The organism is Streptomyces sp. WP-1 (assembly GCF_030450125.1).
GTDB classification, from domain to species: domain Bacteria; phylum Actinomycetota; class Actinomycetes; order Streptomycetales; family Streptomycetaceae; genus Streptomyces; species Streptomyces incarnatus.
The window spans coordinates 5,566,342-5,583,785 of sequence record NZ_CP123923.1 but is presented as its reverse complement, the minus strand read 5'-3'; the positions used below and the strand labels follow the sequence as shown (position 1 = coordinate 5,583,785).

At 72.7% G+C, this 17,444-nt stretch carries 14 protein-coding genes, 1 other RNA gene and 1 pseudogene; 6 read left to right on the top strand and 10 right to left on the bottom strand.

Annotated elements, in window-relative coordinates; genetic code table 11:
• The first annotated feature begins 239 nt into the window (after window positions 1–239).
• Window positions 240–4,238, top strand: coding sequence for a LamG domain-containing protein (locus tag QHG49_RS24640; protein WP_301491340.1), 3,999 nt, complete (start codon window positions 240–242; stop codon window positions 4,236–4,238).
• Between the two features lie 120 nt (window positions 4,239–4,358).
• Here QHG49_RS24640 and rnpB read toward each other — a convergent pair.
• From rnpB to QHG49_RS24620, 4 genes and pseudogenes are all read right to left on the bottom strand, one after another.
• An RNA gene (gene rnpB, locus QHG49_RS24635) (RNase P RNA component class A) lies at window positions 4,359–4,763 on the bottom strand.
• 115 nt (window positions 4,764–4,878) lie between these two features.
• A pseudogene (locus tag QHG49_RS34170) lies at window positions 4,879–5,625 on the bottom strand (DMT family transporter); the annotation flags it as partial.
• Window positions 5,626–5,680: 55 nt separating this feature from the next.
• Window positions 5,681–6,541 (bottom strand): AraC family transcriptional regulator, encoded by an 861-nt coding sequence (locus QHG49_RS24625; protein WP_301491338.1) that lies wholly within the window; start codon window positions 6,539–6,541, stop codon window positions 5,681–5,683.
• A gap of 77 nt (window positions 6,542–6,618) precedes the next feature.
• Window positions 6,619–7,287 carry a TetR/AcrR family transcriptional regulator gene (locus QHG49_RS24620; RefSeq protein ID WP_301491337.1) on the bottom strand — a complete coding sequence of 223 codons (669 nt, stop codon included), beginning with the start codon at window positions 7,285–7,287 and terminating at the stop codon, window positions 6,619–6,621.
• Window positions 7,288–7,334: 47 nt separating this feature from the next.
• Here QHG49_RS24620 and QHG49_RS24615 point away from each other — a divergent pair, with 47 nt between their 5' ends.
• Window positions 7,335–8,951 carry an FAD-dependent monooxygenase gene (locus tag QHG49_RS24615; protein WP_301491336.1) on the top strand — a complete coding sequence of 539 codons (1,617 nt, stop codon included), beginning with the start codon at window positions 7,335–7,337 and terminating at the stop codon, window positions 8,949–8,951.
• Here the strand turns inward: QHG49_RS24615 and QHG49_RS24610 are convergent.
• Window positions 8,938–9,081 carry a hypothetical protein gene (locus QHG49_RS24610; protein WP_159700930.1) on the bottom strand — a complete coding sequence of 48 codons (144 nt, stop codon included), beginning with the start codon at window positions 9,079–9,081 and terminating at the stop codon, window positions 8,938–8,940. The genes QHG49_RS24615 and QHG49_RS24610 overlap by 14 nt on opposite strands.
• Window positions 9,082–9,156: 75 nt before the next feature.
• On the opposite strand from QHG49_RS24610, the gene yaaA reads away from it, so the two are divergent.
• The gene (gene yaaA, locus QHG49_RS24605) at window positions 9,157–9,939 is read left to right on the top strand and encodes a peroxide stress protein YaaA (RefSeq protein ID WP_301492914.1); all 783 of its coding nucleotides are present in this window, start codon (window positions 9,157–9,159) and stop codon (window positions 9,937–9,939) included.
• A gap of 62 nt (window positions 9,940–10,001) precedes the next feature.
• Window positions 10,002–10,697, top strand: coding sequence for a bifunctional 4-hydroxy-2-oxoglutarate aldolase/2-dehydro-3-deoxy-phosphogluconate aldolase (gene eda / locus QHG49_RS24600; protein WP_301491335.1), 696 nt, complete (start codon window positions 10,002–10,004; stop codon window positions 10,695–10,697).
• Here eda and QHG49_RS24595 read toward each other — a convergent pair.
• The 3 genes from QHG49_RS24595 to QHG49_RS24585 are packed head-to-tail and all read right to left on the bottom strand — an operon-like array spanning window position 10,683 to window position 13,653.
• Complete coding sequence (locus tag QHG49_RS24595; RefSeq protein ID WP_301491334.1) at window positions 10,683–12,044, bottom strand: bifunctional RNase H/acid phosphatase; 1,362 nt, start codon at window positions 12,042–12,044, stop codon at window positions 10,683–10,685. The two genes, eda and QHG49_RS24595, sit on opposite strands and share 15 nt — an antisense overlap.
• Before the next feature lie 12 nt (window positions 12,045–12,056).
• Entirely contained in the window at window positions 12,057–12,800 is a 744-nt protein-coding gene (locus QHG49_RS24590; protein ID WP_159708119.1) for a zinc ribbon domain-containing protein, read from the bottom strand.
• 13 nt (window positions 12,801–12,813) lie between these two features.
• Window positions 12,814–13,653, bottom strand: coding sequence for a Nif3-like dinuclear metal center hexameric protein (locus QHG49_RS24585; RefSeq protein WP_301491333.1), 840 nt, complete (start codon window positions 13,651–13,653; stop codon window positions 12,814–12,816).
• Between the two features lie 186 nt (window positions 13,654–13,839).
• Here QHG49_RS24585 and QHG49_RS24580 point away from each other — a divergent pair, with 186 nt between their 5' ends.
• Both QHG49_RS24580 and QHG49_RS24575 read left to right on the top strand, forming a co-directional pair.
• Window positions 13,840–15,027 (top strand): hypothetical protein, encoded by a 1,188-nt coding sequence (locus QHG49_RS24580; protein WP_301491332.1) that lies wholly within the window; start codon window positions 13,840–13,842, stop codon window positions 15,025–15,027.
• Between the two features lie 96 nt (window positions 15,028–15,123).
• Window positions 15,124–15,282, top strand: coding sequence for a hypothetical protein (locus QHG49_RS24575; RefSeq protein WP_201300552.1), 159 nt, complete (start codon window positions 15,124–15,126; stop codon window positions 15,280–15,282).
• 87 nt (window positions 15,283–15,369) lie between these two features.
• Here the strand turns inward: QHG49_RS24575 and QHG49_RS24570 are convergent, their stop codons facing one another.
• Window positions 15,370–16,314 carry a 3-oxoacyl-ACP reductase gene (locus tag QHG49_RS24570; RefSeq protein ID WP_301491330.1) on the bottom strand — a complete coding sequence of 315 codons (945 nt, stop codon included), beginning with the start codon at window positions 16,312–16,314 and terminating at the stop codon, window positions 15,370–15,372.
• 12 nt (window positions 16,315–16,326) lie between these two features.
• Complete coding sequence (locus QHG49_RS24565; protein ID WP_159700948.1) at window positions 16,327–17,403, bottom strand: Zn-dependent alcohol dehydrogenase; 1,077 nt, start codon at window positions 17,401–17,403, stop codon at window positions 16,327–16,329.
• Window positions 17,404–17,444: the final 41 nt, after the last annotated feature.

The following is a 17,444-nucleotide window of genomic DNA, read 5'->3' as shown; positions in this document are numbered from 1 at the left end:
CCGGTTATGCCCTTTGAGGGGCCATCACACAGTCAGATCACAGGTAAGTGATCGACCCGGAGGCTAGGTACCGGCGCCATCACGACTCAAGACCCTTTGCCGTTTCCAGGCCAAGACCATGCATATATGTGGCAGATGCTGTGTAGGTTCTGTGCCGAAATTGATCGCTTCCCTGCTCTCTGTGGCAACCGGGCCTTCCCCACCCCGCTGCCCGCGAACCGAAGGACCCCCGCCAGGTGTTGAGACCACCGATACGCACCGGCCGAAGACGCGCCGTACCGGCCGGCAGACTGGCCCTGTTCGCCACGGCACTGAGCCTGCTGGCGGCCCTCCCGACGCTACCGGCCGTCGCCGACGACACCGCGCCCGCCCCGTCCGACCCGCTGCTGGCGGCCCGGTCCGAGGCTCTCTCCACCGGACAGACCGTCCCGGTCGACGCGCTGACCACCGAGGTCTCCACCACCAAAGCCCTGCCGGACGGCACCTTCACCAGCACCACCAGCGCCCTGCCCACCCGGGTCTACAAGGACGGCGCCTGGACCCCGGTGGACGCCACCCTGGCCGCCGACGGCCATGGCGGCTACACACCCAAGGCCACCCCGAACGGCGTCACCCTCTCAGGCGGTGGCACCGGCCCCCTGGTGACCCTCACCCACGCCGACGGACCCAGCATGGGCCTGACCCTGCCTTTCCGCCTGCCCGCGCCGACCGTCAGCGACGACACCGCCCTGTACCCCTCGGTGCTGCCCGGCGTCGACCTGTCGGTGTCCGTCACCGACCAGGGCGGCTTCAGCGATGTCCTGGTCGTCCATGACGCGGAAGCCGCCGCCAGCCCCCAGTTGCGGCAACTCAAGCTGGCCGTGGACACCCACGACCTCACGCTGGCCACTACCGACTCCGACAGCATGGAGGCGACGTCCACCGACGGCGACCTCGCCTACACCAGCCCCCAGCCGCTGATGTGGGACTCCTCCTCCACTCCCGCCAAGCTCGGCGGGCCGGTGGCCGACATGACGTCCTCCGTGGACGGCCCCGGTCCGGAGGCCGACACCGAGCCGGTCGCCATGACCGCCACCAGCAAGGCCGTGACGCTGACCCCGGACGCCGGCATGCTGACCGACCCGGACACCACCTATCCGGTGTACATCGACCCCTATACCAACCCGGTCGACTCCGACGCCGGCCACTACACCGAGGTCTACTCAAGCTCCACCTGCGACAACTCCCCGCAGTACGACAAGGCGCAGACCAACGGACAGGGCGCCGGCTACCAGCGCTGGGGCGGCGCTTGCGGCGTCGGCGTGGAACGCTCCTACTGGGCGATCAACACCGGAGGACTGCACTCCTCGTTCGTCGTCAACGACGCCTATGTGCAGATCTCCACCACCTTCGCGGCGAGCTACAACTGCAGCCAGAACCAGCCCCTGACGCTGCACACCACCAACGCGATCAGCTCGAGCACCGACTGGCTGTCACGGCCCGGCGTGCACGACACCGCCTTCGCACCGGCGACCGACACGGTGCCCAGCGGCGCCAACTCCGGCAGCTCGTGCAGCAACAGCACCGCCACCTTCCATGTGAAGACCCAGGCGCAGAAGATCGCCGACAAGGACGGCAACGGCTACGACGCCGACGGCACCTTCGGCGACGGCGCCAACACCTGGACCATCGGCCTGTACGGCAACGAGTCCGAGTCCTCGAGCAACGACGACTACCTGCGCCTGTCGACCACGCTGACCCTCACCACCAAGTTCGACATCCCGCCCGGCACCCCCACCGGCCTGCACATCACCCCGGCCGCCGCCGGTGCCACGGCCGCCTGCGCCACCAGCGGCGCGGGCTGGATCGGCGCCACCACCTACTCCGACGCCGGCAGCAATGTCACCCTGCACGCCACTGTCACCAGCCAGATGCACGGCGAGAACGTCAAAGCGCACTACTACGTCTGGGACCGCACCATCGACCCCGACGGCGACGGCAACGGCGCCGCCGTCTCCAGCCCGGACAGCGGCTGGCTGGCCTCCGGCACCGACGCCGCGATGAAGGTCGGCGCCACCCTGAAGGACGGCCACCAGTACGGCTGGGACGTCTACGCCGAGGACGACTCCACCCAAGGACTGACCTCGGGCAAGTCCGACCACTGCTGGTTCTCCACCGACTTCACCGCGCCGCTCACCCCTGACATCACCGGCAACGCCGCCTTCCCGCCGGTGGGGACCGCCCGCCAGGGCGACCCCGTCTACGCGGGCCCCGGCAAGACCACCGACTTCACCGTGGCCGGCGCCGACGCCCCCTCCAGCGACGACAGCTGCAACCCCGGCGCCTGTAAGTCCAGCGGCATGAAGTCCTTCCTGTGGCAGCTCGACTCGCCGCCCACCGGCGCCGACGGCCGGAGCGCCGCGATCACCGGCACCGACAGCCAGGGCCGCTCCACCGCCGCCATCCCCGTCCCAATCCAGGACTGGGGCGTGCACACCCTGTACGTGGCCGGCGTGGACAAGGCCGGCAACATCTCCACCAGCCCGGCCGGCTACACCTTCACCGTCCCGTGGAACCCCGCCACTAAGGTCAAGGCGGGCGACATCACCGGCGACGGCGTGCCCGACCTCCTCGCCGCCACCAAGACCGGCGACCTCGACCTCGTCCCCGGCAACCAGGACCCCGCGCAGTCCGTGGCACCGGTGCACAGCGACCCGGTCACCGGAACCCCGCCGGACGTCACCGGCCCTGTCACCGTCTCCACCAAGGAGGACTCCCCCGACGGCACCGGCTGGAACAACTACATCGTCGCCCACCGCGGCAACCTGCACGGCGCCAACGGCGACGACCTGTGGGCGTACAACAAGGCCAGCAAGTACCTCTACCTCGTCAAGAACGACCTCGACCCCGCCGACGACGCAGCCTTCCCCCGTGCCCCCTTGTCCACCCTCGGCGGCTTCACCGGCGGTCGCTCCGACGGTGTGGTCAAGGCTCCCTGCGCGCTGTCCGACATCGTCGCCGACGACACTCGCTGCCGCAGCACCGACTACAACAGCACGACCTGGAACATCAGCCAGCTCATCGCACCGGGCAATGTCTTCGGCAACCCCGACGGCTATCCCGCCGTCATCACCGTCGAGAACAAGGAACTCTGGATCTACCAGTCCGACGGCGGCGACCACCTGAAGAACCCGATCCTGCTCGGCGACGGCGACTGGACCACCCAGACCCTCATCGCCGCGGGCACCTTCCAGAACAAGCCCGTCCTGTGGTCCCGCGACAACGCCACCGGCCAGCTCTACAGTTACCCGATCACCGTTGACCCGGCCACGCTGGTCCCGGCCCTGCTCCATCCCACCGTGCGCACCAGCCTCGGCCTCACCCTGTCGCCGACCCTCTACCCCTTCGTCGCCTCTCCCGGTGACGTCAACAGCCCCGTCCGAGCCGGCGACATCAACCCCGGCGCCCTGGACGGCAACCCCGACCTCTACGCCGTCGGCCCCTTCGGCCAGCTCGTCGAGTACAACTACCGCCAGAGCCCGGACCAGACCTCGCCGCCCGCCTACGGCTTCGGCTCACCGGTCTCGCTGGGTTCGGTCACCGACACCGCGACCCACTGGTGGAAACTCGCCGAAGGCAGCGGCACCACCACCGCCGACAGCACCGGCACACTCAACGCCACCCTGTCCGGCGGCTACTCCTGGACCAGCGACACCACCCACGGCAACGCGGTGACCCTCAACGGCACCACCGGCTACGGCAGCACGACGGGTCCGGCCGTGGACACCTCCAAGAGCTTCACCGTCTCCGCCTGGGTCAAGCTCACCTCACTGGGCGCCAACGGCACCTTCCTCTCCCAGAACGGCACCACCAACAACGGCTTCCAGCTGTACTACTCCTCCGGAGCCCAGTCCTGGGCGTTCGGCCGCCACAGTACCGACGCCGACGGCGCCGTCTGGCGCGCGACCTACGGCGGCAAGCCCGTGGCCGGACGCTGGACCCACCTCGTCGGCATCTACGACGCCACCGCCAAGGAGATCCGCCTCTACGTCGACGGCAAACTCGTCGGCACCCAGGACTGGACCTACACCCCCTGGAACGCCACCGGCCCGGTCCAGATCGGCCGCAAACTCGCCTCCGGCACCTACGGCGAATTCACCAACGGCGCGATCAACGACGTCCGCATCTGTCCCACCGCCCTGCCTCCGGCGGACGCCGCTTCCAGCGGCGACCTGCCGAAGGTGACCCAGCTCGACTGACGATCTGTCTTCCCCGGCGTGCCCGCACACGGAGTCTCTGGGCGCGGGCACGCCCGTTACCGCCGCCGCATGGATGTGCCACTTTCAACCGAGTGGACAGGCGCTGGACGCAAACAGCGGCAGACGAGTCGGGCTGTACGCCGGGTTCTGTTCCCCGGGTCCCTCGCGGGGTCCGGGGCGACGGCCATCCATCTAGGGCCGACGTTGCCGCCGGCCTCGTGCGGTCTACCCGCGGACTCGGGCGGGCAGCCCTCGAACGTCCGCGCAGAGCGCTTTTCACGGCGCTCCTTTTGACCTTGCTCCGGGTGGGGTTTACCTAGCTGCCCAGGTCGCCCTGGGCACTGGTGGTCTCTTACACCACCGTTTCACCCTTACCGAGGACCGAGGTCCCCGGCGGTCTGTTTTCTGTGGCACTGTCCCGCGGGTCACCCCGGGTGGCCGTTAGCCATCACCCTGCCCTGTGGAGCCCGGACGTTCCTCGGGAAGCCCCCTAGGGGGACTCCACGCGGCCGTCCGCCCGGCTCGTCTGCCGTGCCGACCATGGTACCGGTCGTGTGCGGCGCCGCGGACCGGCCGCCGTCGCCAGCACCGAGCCGGCCAGGATGAACGCGAAGGCCAGCAGCACGGTGAGGGTCAGCGGCTCGTGCAGGAAGGCCGCACCGGCGGCCACCGCCACGGCCGGGTTCACGTAGGTGATGACCGTGGCGCGGGTGGGGCCCGCCTCCTTGATCAGCTCCAGGAAGGCCACGAAGGCGAGGGCCGTGCAGATCACGCCCAGCGCGGCGAGGGCGGCGAGGGCCTGGGCGGAGGGCAGCGCGGTCGGGTGGGTGAGGGCGGCGGCGGGGGCGTAGACCAGGGCGGCCAGGGTCAGGCAGGGGGCCGTCAGGTGCAGGGAAGGGACGTCCCCCAGGTGCCGGGCGGCTATCAGGGGCGCCGTGGCGTAGCCGACGACGGTGAGCAGTACCTCGGCGAGGGAGCGGGCGTCGCCGCCGGTGAGGTGGGGCAGGGCCAGGACCGCGACCCCGGCGAGGCCCAGGGTGAGGCCGGTCAGCCGCCGGGGGCCGAAGTGCTCCGTCGTACCGAGGAAGCGGGCCGCGATCAGGCCCACGATCGGCACCCCGGCGATCAGCAGACCCGAGGTGGAGCTGGACAGATGCCGTTCGGCGTCGGTCAGGGTGAACCAGGGGACGACGATCTCCAGGACCGCGAAGGCCAGCATGGGGCGCCAGTGGGTGCGGACCGTGCGGGACAGGCCGCCCTGGCGCAGCGCGAACGGCAGCAGCAGGGCCGCGCCCAGCGCGCAGCGGGTGAACACCAGGACGGGCGGCGACACCTCGGCCACCGCGACCTTGATCAGCAGATAGGGGATGCCCCAGACCACTCCCATCAGGGAGAACAGGAACCAGCCACGTGCAGTCATGCGGCGAGTCTCGGCCACTTCCTCAGCGGGTGTCTTGAACGCTGTTGCGGTACACCGCCGGGGTCACCCCGAGCACCCTGCGGAACCAGCGGGTCAGATGCGCCTGGTCCGCGAAGCCGACCAGGCCCGCCACCTCCGCCGGCCGCAGCCCCGCCTCCAGCAGCACCCGCGCCCTGCCCACCCGGTACTGGGCGAGCCAGGCGTACGGCGGGATGCCCGTCTCCGTACGGAAGGCCCGCAGCAGCTGGTACCGGGAAAGGCCCAGGTCGGCGGCGAGCGAGGCGAGCACCGGCGGGGCGGTCAGCTCGTCGGCGAGCCGGTCGCGGACCGTCCGCGCGATGCCGGCCGCACCGGGCACGCGGTCGGGGAGCGGCCGGGCGGCGGAGTGCCGCCGGGCGAGCGCGGTGAGCAGCCAGGGCACCCGGGACTCGGCCTCCAACGGGTCCGGGCAGGAGCTGAGTTCGGCGTGCGCGCGGGCCAGTGCCAGGGCCAGCTCGGGGTCGTCCAGCAGGGGTTCGGGAAAGTGCGGGGCGCCCCCGGTGGCGCCCTCCCCCAGCAGGGACGGCGCGGCGTACAGCGCGCGGTAGGCGTACCCGTCGGTGGCGTTGCCGGGCCCACCGGTGTGCATCTCACCGGGGTCCAGTACGACGATCGTCCCGGCCCCGGTGCGTATGTGGCCGCCCCGGTAGTCGATCACCTCGTACCCGCCGACGCAGACGCCGATCGTGTACTCGTCATGGGCGTGCGGGGCGTAGGTGTGCCGCCGGAAGCTCGCGGTGAGCAGGTCGAGGGGCGGTCCCCCGTGGCCGAGTCGGGCCCGTCGCCACCGGGCCTGTTCGGGCCCGCACGCACTCACTGCTTCCGCACTCACCGCTTCGGTCATGGACGCCCCCTCGTCGTACGGCGATCACCTCGCCCGCCGTTGGAACGTCCGCCGGGTCCCGCTTCCTTCCGCGCAGGTCAGCGGGCGGGCCGGGCGCCGAGCCCGGCCCGTTCCAGCGCGGTGAACGCCCTCTCCAGGCGGGCCCGGTGGTCCTCGGCCACCGGTGCCACCGGTTCACCGGCGAGGAGCCGGCGTGCGGTGGTGACGAAGACCGTGCGGTACGCGGCGACGGCGAGGGCCGCGAGGAGGTCCGGGTCCGGTGTGCCGGCGTCGGCGAGGGCCGCCGCGAGGGCCGTCTCCACCTCCTCGACGCCCTCGCGGGCGCGGGCGCGCAGGGCCGGGGAGCCGATGACGATGCGCCAGAAGGGGACGTAGTTCTCCCCCACGGCGCTCAACGGGTGCCGCTCGTCCGCGAGTCGGAGGGCCAGGCGGCGCAGGGCGGCCAACGGGGCTTCGTCCGGGGCGCGTTCGCGTACGGCCGTGGCGAAGAGGTCGGCGGCCTCGGGGATGCGGTCGAGGAGCAAGTCCTCTTTGCGCGGGAAGTAGTTGAAGACCGTCATGGCGGAGACCTCCGCCGCGCGGGCCACCTCCGCGACCGTCACCGCGTCGAAGCCGCGCGCGCGGAACAGTTCCGTCGCGATGTCGGAGATCCGCCGACGCGTCGCGCGCTTCTTGCGTTCCCGCAGCGGAAGCACGTTCTCGCCGTCCGGGCCGCCCGCCGGGGCGTCGCTCAGCTCATCGTTCATGAAAAAACTATAGCGGATAAAAACTTTTAGTGACTATAGTTCGGCTCATGACGACGACACAGGGCACGCAGTACGACGTGGTGGTGGCCGGCGCCGGCCCCGTGGGGCTCTTCCTCGCCGGTGAGCTGAAGCTCGGCGGGGCCGCACGGGTGCTGGTGGTGGAGCGGCTCACCGAGGTGGACGAGACGATCAAGGCGGGCTGGATCAACCACCCGAGCGTGGTCGCCCTGAACCGGCGGGGGCTGCTGTCCGAGCTGACGGCGGTGCGCGAGGCGGTGCAGGAACGGCTCCGGGCGTTCCGGGACCTCAAGGACGGCGACGGGGACGGCGACGGGGACGGGGGCGACGACAACGGCGGTACGACTCGACGCCCCGGGTTCGCCGGGCACTTCGCCGGGATCACGCTGGACCCCGAGCTGTTCGACGGTTCCGGCCCCGAGTGGGCGGACGCCGATCCCGCCGCCGGACCCGGACTCGTCATCCCGCAGGCCGAGTTGGAGCGGGCGCTGGGCCACTGGGCCGAGCGGCTCGGGGTGGAGGTGCGGCGGGGCGTGGAGCTGACCGGCTTCACGGAGGACGCGGACGGGGTCGTCGTACAGCTCGACAAACAGACCGTGCGCGCGGACTGGCTGGTCGGCTGCGACGGCGGGCGGAGCACGGTGCGCAGGCTGGCCGGGTTCGAGTTCCCGGGCACGGCACCGGAGATCACCGGCTACCAGGCGCTGGTCGAACTCAGCGGCGCCGAGCGGCTGAAGACGGGCTGGAACACGACGGACGTGGGCACGTACGTGCACGGGCCGTTCCCCGGACGCGTCCTCACCGTCGAGTTCGACAGCCCGCCGGCCGACCGGTACGCGCCCGTCACCGCCGGGGAGTTGGAGGCGAGCCTGCGCCGGGTCTCGGGCGTACCGGAGGTGAGCGTCACCGGGGTGCGCACGGCGACCCGGTTCACGGACAACGCCCGGCAGGCCACCGAGTACCGCAGGGGCCGGGTGCTGCTCGCGGGCGACGCGGCGCATGTGCACTCGCCGTTCGGCGGGCAAGGGCTCAACCTCGGTCTCGGGGACGCGCTGAACCTCGGCTGGAAGCTCGCCGCGGTCGTCCGGGGCCGGGCGCCCGAGTCGCTGCTGGACACCTACACCGCCGAACGGCATCCGATCGGCGCCTGGGTGCTCGACTGGACCCGCGCCCAGATCGCGCTGATGCGCCCGGACCGGCACGCCCGCGCGCTGCGCCGGGTGGTCGAGGACCTCGCGGGCAGCGGCGCCGGCACGACCTACCTGGTGAACCGTGTCTCCGGTGTCTGGCAGCGCTACGACCTGCCCGGCAGCCACCCGCTGACCGGCGCGAACGCCCCCGACCTCCCGCTGTCCGACGGCACCCGCCTGGGCGAGCACCTGCACACCGGCCGCCCCCTCCTCCTCGACCTCGCCGGCTCCCCCGCCCTGCGCGCCCTGGCCGCCCCCTACGGCGGGACCCTGACCGTCCTCACCACCACCTGCCCGGCCAGGCCCGCCCTCAGGGCCCTCCTGGTCCGCCCGGACGGCTTCGTGGCCTGGGCGGCGGACACGGAGGACGACGAGCGGGGCGGCGAACTCACCGCGGCCCTGGAACGCTGGGTCGGAACGCCGAAGGCCGCCGTGAAGACGCTCACGCGGGAATGAACAGGGGCCCGGCCGTGCCCGGCGACGCCCTGACGAGGCGGACCCGTAGGGGGTCGCCCAGGGGGAGATCGGGGCCCTCGACGCGGCCGAGGACGGCGGGGGAGGCCGGCTGGATCCTGCGGCTGAGCATGAGTCGAGCGTAGGACGCGGGGGGCCGGGCAGCACCCCGTACGCTGGCGGCTGAGCGCAAGAGAAGGAGTACGTGTTGCTGGTCCTGCTGCCGCCCTCGGAAGGTAAGGCCGACTCGGGCAAGGGTGACCCGCTGCGGCTGGAGTCGCTGTCCCTGCCGGGACTGACCGGCGCGCGCGAGGCCGTGCTCGGGGAACTGGTCGAGCTGTGCGCGGGCGACGAGGAGAAGGCGCGCGAGGTGCTGGGGCTCAGCGAGGGGCTGCGCGGCGAGGTCGCCAAGAACGCGGCCCTGCGCACGGCCGGCGCGCGCCCCGCCGGGGAGATCTACACCGGTGTCCTGTACGACGCCCTGGACCTGGCCTCCCTGGACGCGGCGGCGAAGCGGCGGGCGACGCGCTCACTGCTGGTCTTCTCCGGGCTGTGGGGCGCGGTGCGGGTGACCGACCGCATCCCCTCCTACCGCTGCTCGATGGGGATCAGGCTGCCGGGGCTCGGCGCGCTGGCCGGGCACTGGCGGGCCCCGATGGCCGAGGTGCTGCCGGAGGCGGCCGGGAACGGGCTGGTGCTGGATCTGCGCTCGGCGGCGTACGCGGCGGCGTGGAAGCCGAAGGGCGAGGTCGCGGGCCGGACGGCGACGGTACGGGTGCTGCACGCGCCGACCCGCAAGGTCGTCAGCCACTTCAACAAGGCGACGAAGGGCCGGATCGTACGCTCCCTGCTCTCGAACGGCTCCGCACCCCGCGACCCCGCCGAACTGGTCGACGCCCTGCGGGAATTGGGGTACGAGGTGGAGGCGCAGGCCCCGGAACGGGCGGGGAAGGCGTGGGGGCTGGATGTGTTGGTGGAGGAGGTCCACTAGGGGACGTTGCGCTGTGTGCAACGACGATTGCGGGGAGTGTGGCGGGTCGGGACGATGAGGGCATGATCTCGCCCGAGCCCAGGCCGTTGCCGCCGTCGCTGTCGCCGTCGTCGCCGTCGTCGCCGGTCGGGTCTGTGCTCGATCTTGCGGCTGTCGTGCCGGTGGTCGTGCTCGCGGATGCCTGCGCCGCCGTGCCGCTGGCGCGGGCGCTCGTGGGTGGGGGGTTGCCGGTGGTCGAGGTGACGCTTCGTACGCCTGCCGCGTTGGAGGCGATCCGGGCGATCGCCGAGCAGGTGCCCGAGGCCGTCGTCGGGGCGGGGACGGTGATCACGCCGGGGCAGGTGGCGGCGGCCGTCGGGGCCGGGGCGCGGTTCCTGGTCAGTCCCGGGTGGACGGAGGGGCTGCTGGCGGCGATGCGGGGGTGCGGGGTGCCGTTTTTGCCGGGGGTGTCGACCGCTTCGGAGGTCGTGGCGCTGCTGGAGCGCGGGGTGCGGGAGATGAAGTTCTTCCCGGCGCAGGCGGCGGGAGGTACGGCGTATCTGCGGTCGCTGGCCGGGCCGTTGCCGCAGGCGCGGTTCTGTCCGACCGGCGGGATCGGGCCCGGGAACGCGGCGGAGTATCTGGCCCTGCCCAACGTCGCCTGCGTGGGCGGGAGTTGGATGGTGCCGGCGGACGCGGTGGCGGCCGGGGACTGGGCGCGGATCGAGGCGCTCGCGCGGGCGGCGGCGGGGCTGCGCCCGGCGTCAGCGCAGGTGTGAGGTGTCGTTGAAGAGGCGGACGCTCGCGTTGCCGTCGGCGTAGTACGCCACCGCGGAGAGGGAGGCGGCCGAGAGTTCCATGCGGAACAGGGACTCGGGCGGGGCGCCGAGGGCGAGGCGGACGAGCGTCTTGATCGGGGTCACATGGGTGACGAGCAGGACGGTGCGGCCCGCGTGGGCGGTGACCAGTTCGTCCTTGGTGACGGCGATGCGGGCGGCGACCTCGGCGAAGCTCTCGCCGCCGCCGGTGGGGCGGGCGGCGGGGTCGGCGAGCCAGGCGTTCAGGTCGTCCGGGTGGCGGTCGCGGACCTCGCCGAAGGTCAGGCCCTCCCAGGCGCCGAAGTCCGTTTCGCGCAGGCCGTCTTCGAGGACGACGTCCAGGTTCAGGCGGGCGGCGACGATCTCGGCGGTCTCGCGGGTGCGGGTGAGGGGGGAGGCGAGGATGGTCTGGACGGTGCCGCGTCTCGCCAGGGCGTCGGCGACGCGGTGGGCCTGGTCGCGGCCGGCGACGGAGAGGGGCGGGTTGGTGCCGCCGCTGCCCGAGAAGCGTTTCTGGGGGGTCAGGGGGGTTTCCCCGTGGCGGAGGAGGACGAGGGTGGTGGGGGTGCCCAGGTCGGGGGCGGCTGACCATCCACGGGTGGTGGGCTGCTGCCTGCCTGAGCCGTCGGGGTGCTGTTGGCCCGGGGGTTCAGGGCGCTGCTCGGTGTGAGGTGCCGCTGCGCCCGCCCGCCCCCGCTCTCGGCTTCGCGCGAGCGGGGGGACCCCCATCGCCCCAGCGACACTGCTGCCCGCAGCCACGGCAGACGCGGCGGGCGCGGCAGACGCGGCGGGCGTGGCAGACGCGGCTGCACCGGCATCCCCGGCGCCCGCGGCACCCGCGGCACCCGCGGCACCCGCCTCCAGCTCCGCCGTCGACTCCCCCGGGCTCCACCGCTCCCCCCGCGCCCCCGCGTCCATCGCCTCGTTCGCCAGGCGGTCGGCGTGCTTGTTCTCGGCGCGGGGGATCCACTCGTAGGTCACCCGGTCGGCCGGGAACACCCCTCGGGCCTCCGTCGCCAGCGGCTTCATCGAGGGGTGTTTGATCTTCCAGCGGCCGGACATCTGCTCGATGACCAGCTTGGAGTCCATGCGGACGTGGACGGTGGCGGCGGGGTCCAGGGTGTGGGCGGCGTGCAGGCCGGCCAGCAGACCCCGGTACTCGGCGACGTTGTTCGTGGCGACGCCGATGTACTCGGCCGCCTCCAGCAGCGTCTGGCCCGTCGCCGCGTCGCAGACCACCGCGCCGTAGCCCGCGGGCCCCGGGTTGCCCCGGGAACCGCCGTCCGCCTCGACGATGAACTCCCGCACGCCGTACGCCCCTTACAGCCCGGACTCGGCCGTACGCACCAGGATCCGGCGGCAGTTCTCGCAGCGCACCACGGTGTCGGGGGCGGCCGAGCGGACCTCGTTCAGCTCGGTGATGGCCAGCTCCTGGCGGCAGCCCTGGCAGGTGCGGGCGTACAGCTTGGCCGCGCCGATGCCGCCCTGCTGCTCGCGCAGCTTGTCGTACAGCTTGAGCAGGTCCGCCGGGACGGAGCCCGCGACGACCTCGCGCTCCTTGGTGACGGACGCGGCCTCGCGGTCGATCTCCTCGAACGCGGCGTCCCGGCGGCCGGTCGCGTCGTCGATCTTCGACTGGACGGAGGCGACCCGCTCGGTCAGCTCGTTCACCCGCTCCTGGGCGGACTCGCGGCGCTCCATGACCTCCAGGACGACGTCCTCCAGGTCGCCCTGCCGCTTGGCGAGCGAGACGATCTCGTGCTGGAGGTTGGCCAGGTCCTTCGGCGAGCTGACCGCGCCCGAGTCGAGACGCTGCTGGTCGCGGGTGGCGCGCTGGCGGACCTGGTCGACGTCCTGCTCGGCCTTGGTCTGCTCGCGGGCGGTGTCGCTCTCCTCGGTCTGCGCGGCCACGAGCAGGTCGCGCAGCTGGGTGAGGTCCTTGTTCAGCGTCTCGATCTCGGCGTGCTCGGGCAGCGACCTGCGCTTGTGCGCGAGCTGCTGGAGGCGGACGTCGAGGGCCTGGACGTCGAGGAGTCGGATCTGGTCGGCGGGCGCGGCGTTCAGTTGGGGGCTCCCATTAGCTAGTGGTGACGGAGGACGCCGCGTGGGCGGTCCAGGGGTCGGTGACCGTCGTGGAGACATGGACCCGCAGGTCCCAGCCGTGGCGGTCGGAGATCTCGTCGAGCTGGCCGGCGGCCTGCTCGCACCAGGGCCACTCGGTGGCCCAGTGCGCCGCGTCCAGCAGCGCGAGCGGGGTCTGCGCGACGGCCTCGGAGGCCGGGTGGTGGCGCAGGTCGGCGGTGAGGAAGGCGTCCACGCCGGCCGCGCGCACCTGGTCGAAGAGGCTGTCGCCGGAACCGCCGCTGACCGCGAGGGTGCGCACGACGGTGTCGGGGTCGCCCGCCACCCGGATGCCCTGCGCGGTGGCGGGCAGCCGCCCGGCGGCGCGCGCGGCCAGTTCGCGCAGGGTGAGCGGATGGTCGAGTTCGCACACCCGGCCGAGGCCCCGGCGCCCGTTCGGGTCGGTGGGGTCCGGCACGAGGGGGCGTACGACACGGACGTCGAGCGCGCCGGCGAGGGCGTCGGAGACACCCGGGTCGGCGGTGTCGGCGTTGGTGTGGGCGACGTGCAGCGCGATGTCGTTCTTGATCAGCGTGTGCACGACCCGGCCCTTGAAGTGCGAGGCCGCGACCGTGGTCGTGCCGCGCAGATAGAGCGGGTGGTGGGTGACCAGCAGGTCGGCGCCGAGTTCGACGGCCTCGTCGACGATCTCCTGGACGGGGTCGACGGCGAACAGGACCCGGGTGACCTCCTGGCCGGGATCGCCCACGACCGTGCCGACCGCGTCCCAGGACTCGGCCCGCTCGGCGGGCCACAGGTTCTCCAGCGCGGCGATGACTTCAGACAGACGGGGCACGGGAAAAGGCTACCTGGCTGTTCGGCGGGGCTGAACCGCGTCCGCCCCTCCCGGCCGCCCGCAGCACAGTCATGTCCTTTTCCTCAGAAGAATCGCTTCTGCGCCACCCGTATGTGTGAAGCGAGGGTCGGCCACCCGCACGGCCGTGCGTTCCGACCTAGCTTCGTCGCCGGAGGTGACCGAACGATGACAGCCTGTGCAGTCGAATCCCCGTCCGTCGGTACGGACGACCGCTCCCCGGAGCGCGGTTGCGTGCTCACGGCGGACGGCGCGTACGCCGCGCGGCTCACGCGGGACGGTGACTCCTGGTTCCCGGAGCGCTGGACGCTGGACGGCCCGGAGCCGTACGCGGTGCCGCTGCCCGGCAACCAGCCGGAGGAGCCCGGCACCGAGCTGCAGCCGCTGGGCGACGGGCGGGTCCTGATCCACCGGCGGGCGGGGGTACGGCACCTCTTCGCGCTGCTGTATCCGACCGGGCCCGGCACCGGGGAGCTGCCGCTGGGCGCCATGGAGTGCGCGGGGCCCGGGGTCCGGCTCGACCTGCTGCCCCCGGCGCCGGGCGGTGCGCGGGCCTACGCCGTCACGGTCGGCGCGCGCGGCAGCGCGGTGTGGCAGGTGGCGGGCGGGCCGGGCGGGCCCGAGCGGCTGGTGGAGGTGCCGGGGCGCTGTTCGGGCGGGGTCTGGCTGGACCGCACCGGGCGGCTGCTGGCGCTGGACCGGGAGCTGGAGGGGTGCGTCAAGACGGTCGTGGTGGACCTGGAGCTGGGCCGGGTGACGCCGCTGCTCCAGATCACCCCGGGCAGCGACGACCGGCTGCTGATGGCCGATCCGGACAGCGGGCTGCTGCTGATCTCCTCCGACGCGCCCTCGCCGGGGCAGGAACGATTGGGCTGGGGGGTCCTCGGTTCCACCCTGCCGGTGCGCTTCCCCACCTCGCTGCGGCTGCCGGAGTGCACGGCGGTGCCGTTCGCGATCCAGCCGGGTCGGATGCTGGAGCCGGAGAGCTGCGCGGTGGCGCTGCGCATCGAGGGGCCGGTGGGCACCTGGGTGGGCATCTGGCGGCCGGCCGAGCGGCGGGTACGGCATCTCGCGGCGCCCAAGGGCTGGTTGACCGGGTCGGGGCTGTGGACCCCGGAGGGGGTGCTGCGGCTGCCGTACGCCACCCGGGAGACGCCGTGCGGGGTGGCCGAGCTGCGGGCGCCCGCGGGTGAGCCGCGTCCGCATCCGGGCGGTGCGGAGGCGGCTGCCGCCACGGCCGCCGGGACGCCCGCCGCGAAGAGCGCCGGGGCGGCCGGTCAGGGCTCCGCGGAACCGGCGGCGCCGCGTCCGGTGCCCTTGGCGCAGGCACCTCTGGGACGTCTTGTAACGAACTAGTGCCGGTTGGCGTGTGCGCCTGGATTCGGGCCGTGGTGTGCCGGTTACACTCCTCCGGCTGTACGAAAGATGATGTTGACGGGGTGAATACGTCCAATGAGCGACACCAGCATGACGGAGCAGCTGTCTGCCGACTCTCTGGAAGACGCCGGCCACGGCCGGCACCGCGGCCCGGTCTCGGCCACGGAGACGGACACGTCTCCGCACGGCCGGCACCGCAGGGCCGCCGAGGAGACCACCGAGGCGGCTGCCTGAAGGTAGTGGGAGGAGGAGGGGGCACCCGCCAGGGTGCCCCCTCCTCTTGCTTCCCGTGCCACCGGGTGCCGTCGGGCGTCGCCGGGTCTACCGCTCGCGCTTGAGGGCCAGCACCTCCGCCGCCGCGAACGTCTCCCCCGGCGGTCGCCGCGCGTAGTGCGGGGTGAGCAGCGCGTCGAGTTCGTCGTACGTGAACGTCTCCTGCTTGCTGTCGAACCGCTCCCGGACCCGGGGCCGTTCGACGATCGCCACCATGCCGCCGTGCACCACGAGCAGCTGTCCGTTGACGCGGGCGGCGGCCGGCGCGGCCAAGTAGCCGACGAGCGGGGCGACATGCTCGGGGGCGAGCGGGTCGAGGCCCTCGGCCGGTGCCGCCAGGCCCGCGAAGACGTCCTCGGTCATCCGGGTGCGGGCGCGCGGGCAGATGGCGTTGGCGGTGACGCCGTACTTGGCGAGGGCGAGGGCCGTGGAGGTGGTGAGACCGACGATCCCGCCCTTGGCGGCGGCGTAGTTGGGCTGTCCGGCGGATCCGGCGAGGAAGGCTTCCGAGGAGGTGTTGATGATCCGCCCGTAGACCGGTTCCCCGGCGGCCTTGGCGCGTCTGCGCCAGTGCGCCGCGGCGAAGCGGGTGGTGTTGAAGTGCCCCTTGAGATGGACGCGGAGCACCGAGTCCCACTCGTCCTCGGTCATGGAGAAGATCATGCGGTCGCGCAGGATGCCCGCGTTGTTGACGAGGATGTCCAGCTTGCCGAACTCGCCGATCGCCAGCTCGACCAGTTCCCGGGCCTGTTGCGAGTCGGCGACGTCCCCGGTGTGGGCGAGGGCGGTACCGCCGAGGGTGTCGCGGATCTCGGCGACGACCTGTTCGGCGGGTCCGGCCGAGGCCTCCCCGGTCCCGTCCCGGCCCGGGCGGCCGTGATCGTTGACGACGACGGCGGCGCCGAGGCGGGCGAGTTCGAGGGCCTCGACCCGGCCGAGCCCGCGCCCGGCCCCGGTGACGACGGCGGACAGCCCCTGAAGTGGCAGTGTCATGGGCGGCGTTCCTCAGATCTCGACGCACGTACGCAGGGCGGTCCCGGTACGCATCTGGTCCAGTGCCTCGTTGATCGCGGCGAGCGGGACCCGGTGGGTGATCAGCCCGGCCAGGTCGATGCGGCCGGCCCGCCACAGGGCGATGGCGCGCTCGTAGGAGCGGACCACGTCCCCGCCGCCGTAGAGGGAGGGCAGGATGCGCTTCTCGTCGAAGAACAGCTCGAACATGTTGAGCTGGAGGAAGTCGTCCATGGCCCCGGCGCCGACCACCACGAGGGTGCCGCCGCGCCGGGTGTTCTCGTAGGCGGTGCGGGCGGTCGCGGACCTGCCGACGACCTCGAAGACGTAGTCGAAGCCCTCGCCGCCGGTGAGCTGCTGCCTGGCCTCGGCAAGGCCGTCGGGTGCGACGGCCCTGGTGGCGCCGAATCCGAGGGCGGCCTCGCGGCGGGCCGGGACCGGGTCGACGGCGACGATCTCGGCGGCGCCCTTCAGCCGCGCCCCCTGGATCGCGGAGATGCCGACGCCCCCGCAGCCGATGACGGCGACCGAGGAACCGGCCGCGAGATCGGCGGTGTTGAGGGCGGCGCCGAGTCCGGTGGTGACACCGCAGCCGATCAGCGCGGCGATGTCGTACGGCACGTCGTCGGGCAGCGGGACGGCGCACCCGGCGTCCAGCACGACCTCCTCGGCGAAGGTGCCGGTGCCCGCGAAGCCGAAGACGTCGCCGCCGGGGCGGCGGAAGTTGGGGGTGCCCGCGTTCATGAACCCGGCCAGGCACAGCTCGGTCTGGCCGCGCCGGCAGGCCGGGCAGGCGCCGCAGGCGGGCAGCCAGCAGACGACCACCCGGTCGCCGGGCTTCAAGTGCCGTACGTCTTCACCGACTTCGAGTACCTCGCCCGCGCCCTCGTGGCCCGGTACGAACGGTGCGGGCTGGGGCAGTACGCCGTTCATCGCGGACAGGTCCGAGTGGCACAGCCCGGTGGCCCGCACCCTGATACGGACCTTGCCCGGGCCAAATCCGGCCGCCTCGATGTCGTCGAGGACGTCGAGCTTGTCCTGGCCGGTCTCGTGCAGTACGGCTGCGCGCATGCCGTGACTCCCCTCGATGCTGGCGGTACTGGCGGTACTGG

What these genes read in the sequence shown, in the direction of transcription:
- QHG49_RS24625 (WP_301491338.1), bottom strand. Translation starts at nt 6,541, where the DNA reads ATGACCGAAGCGGTGAGTGCGGAAGCAGTGAGTGCGTGCGGGCCCGAA.
- QHG49_RS24575 (WP_201300552.1), top strand. Translation starts at nt 15,124, where the DNA reads ATGAGCGACACCAGCATGACGGAGCAGCTGTCTGCCGACTCTCTGGAA.
- QHG49_RS24620 (WP_301491337.1), bottom strand. Translation starts at nt 7,287, where the DNA reads ATGAACGATGAGCTGAGCGACGCCCCGGCGGGCGGCCCGGACGGCGAG.
- QHG49_RS24615 (WP_301491336.1), top strand. Translation starts at nt 7,335, where the DNA reads ATGACGACGACACAGGGCACGCAGTACGACGTGGTGGTGGCCGGCGCC.
- QHG49_RS24610 (WP_159700930.1), bottom strand. Translation starts at nt 9,081, where the DNA reads ATGCTCAGCCGCAGGATCCAGCCGGCCTCCCCCGCCGTCCTCGGCCGC.
- QHG49_RS24580 (WP_301491332.1), top strand. Translation starts at nt 13,840, where the DNA reads ATGACAGCCTGTGCAGTCGAATCCCCGTCCGTCGGTACGGACGACCGC.
- eda (WP_301491335.1), top strand. Translation starts at nt 10,002, where the DNA reads ATGATCTCGCCCGAGCCCAGGCCGTTGCCGCCGTCGCTGTCGCCGTCG.
- QHG49_RS24570 (WP_301491330.1), bottom strand. Translation starts at nt 16,314, where the DNA reads ATGACACTGCCACTTCAGGGGCTGTCCGCCGTCGTCACCGGGGCCGGG.
- QHG49_RS24565 (WP_159700948.1), bottom strand. Translation starts at nt 17,403, where the DNA reads ATGCGCGCAGCCGTACTGCACGAGACCGGCCAGGACAAGCTCGACGTC.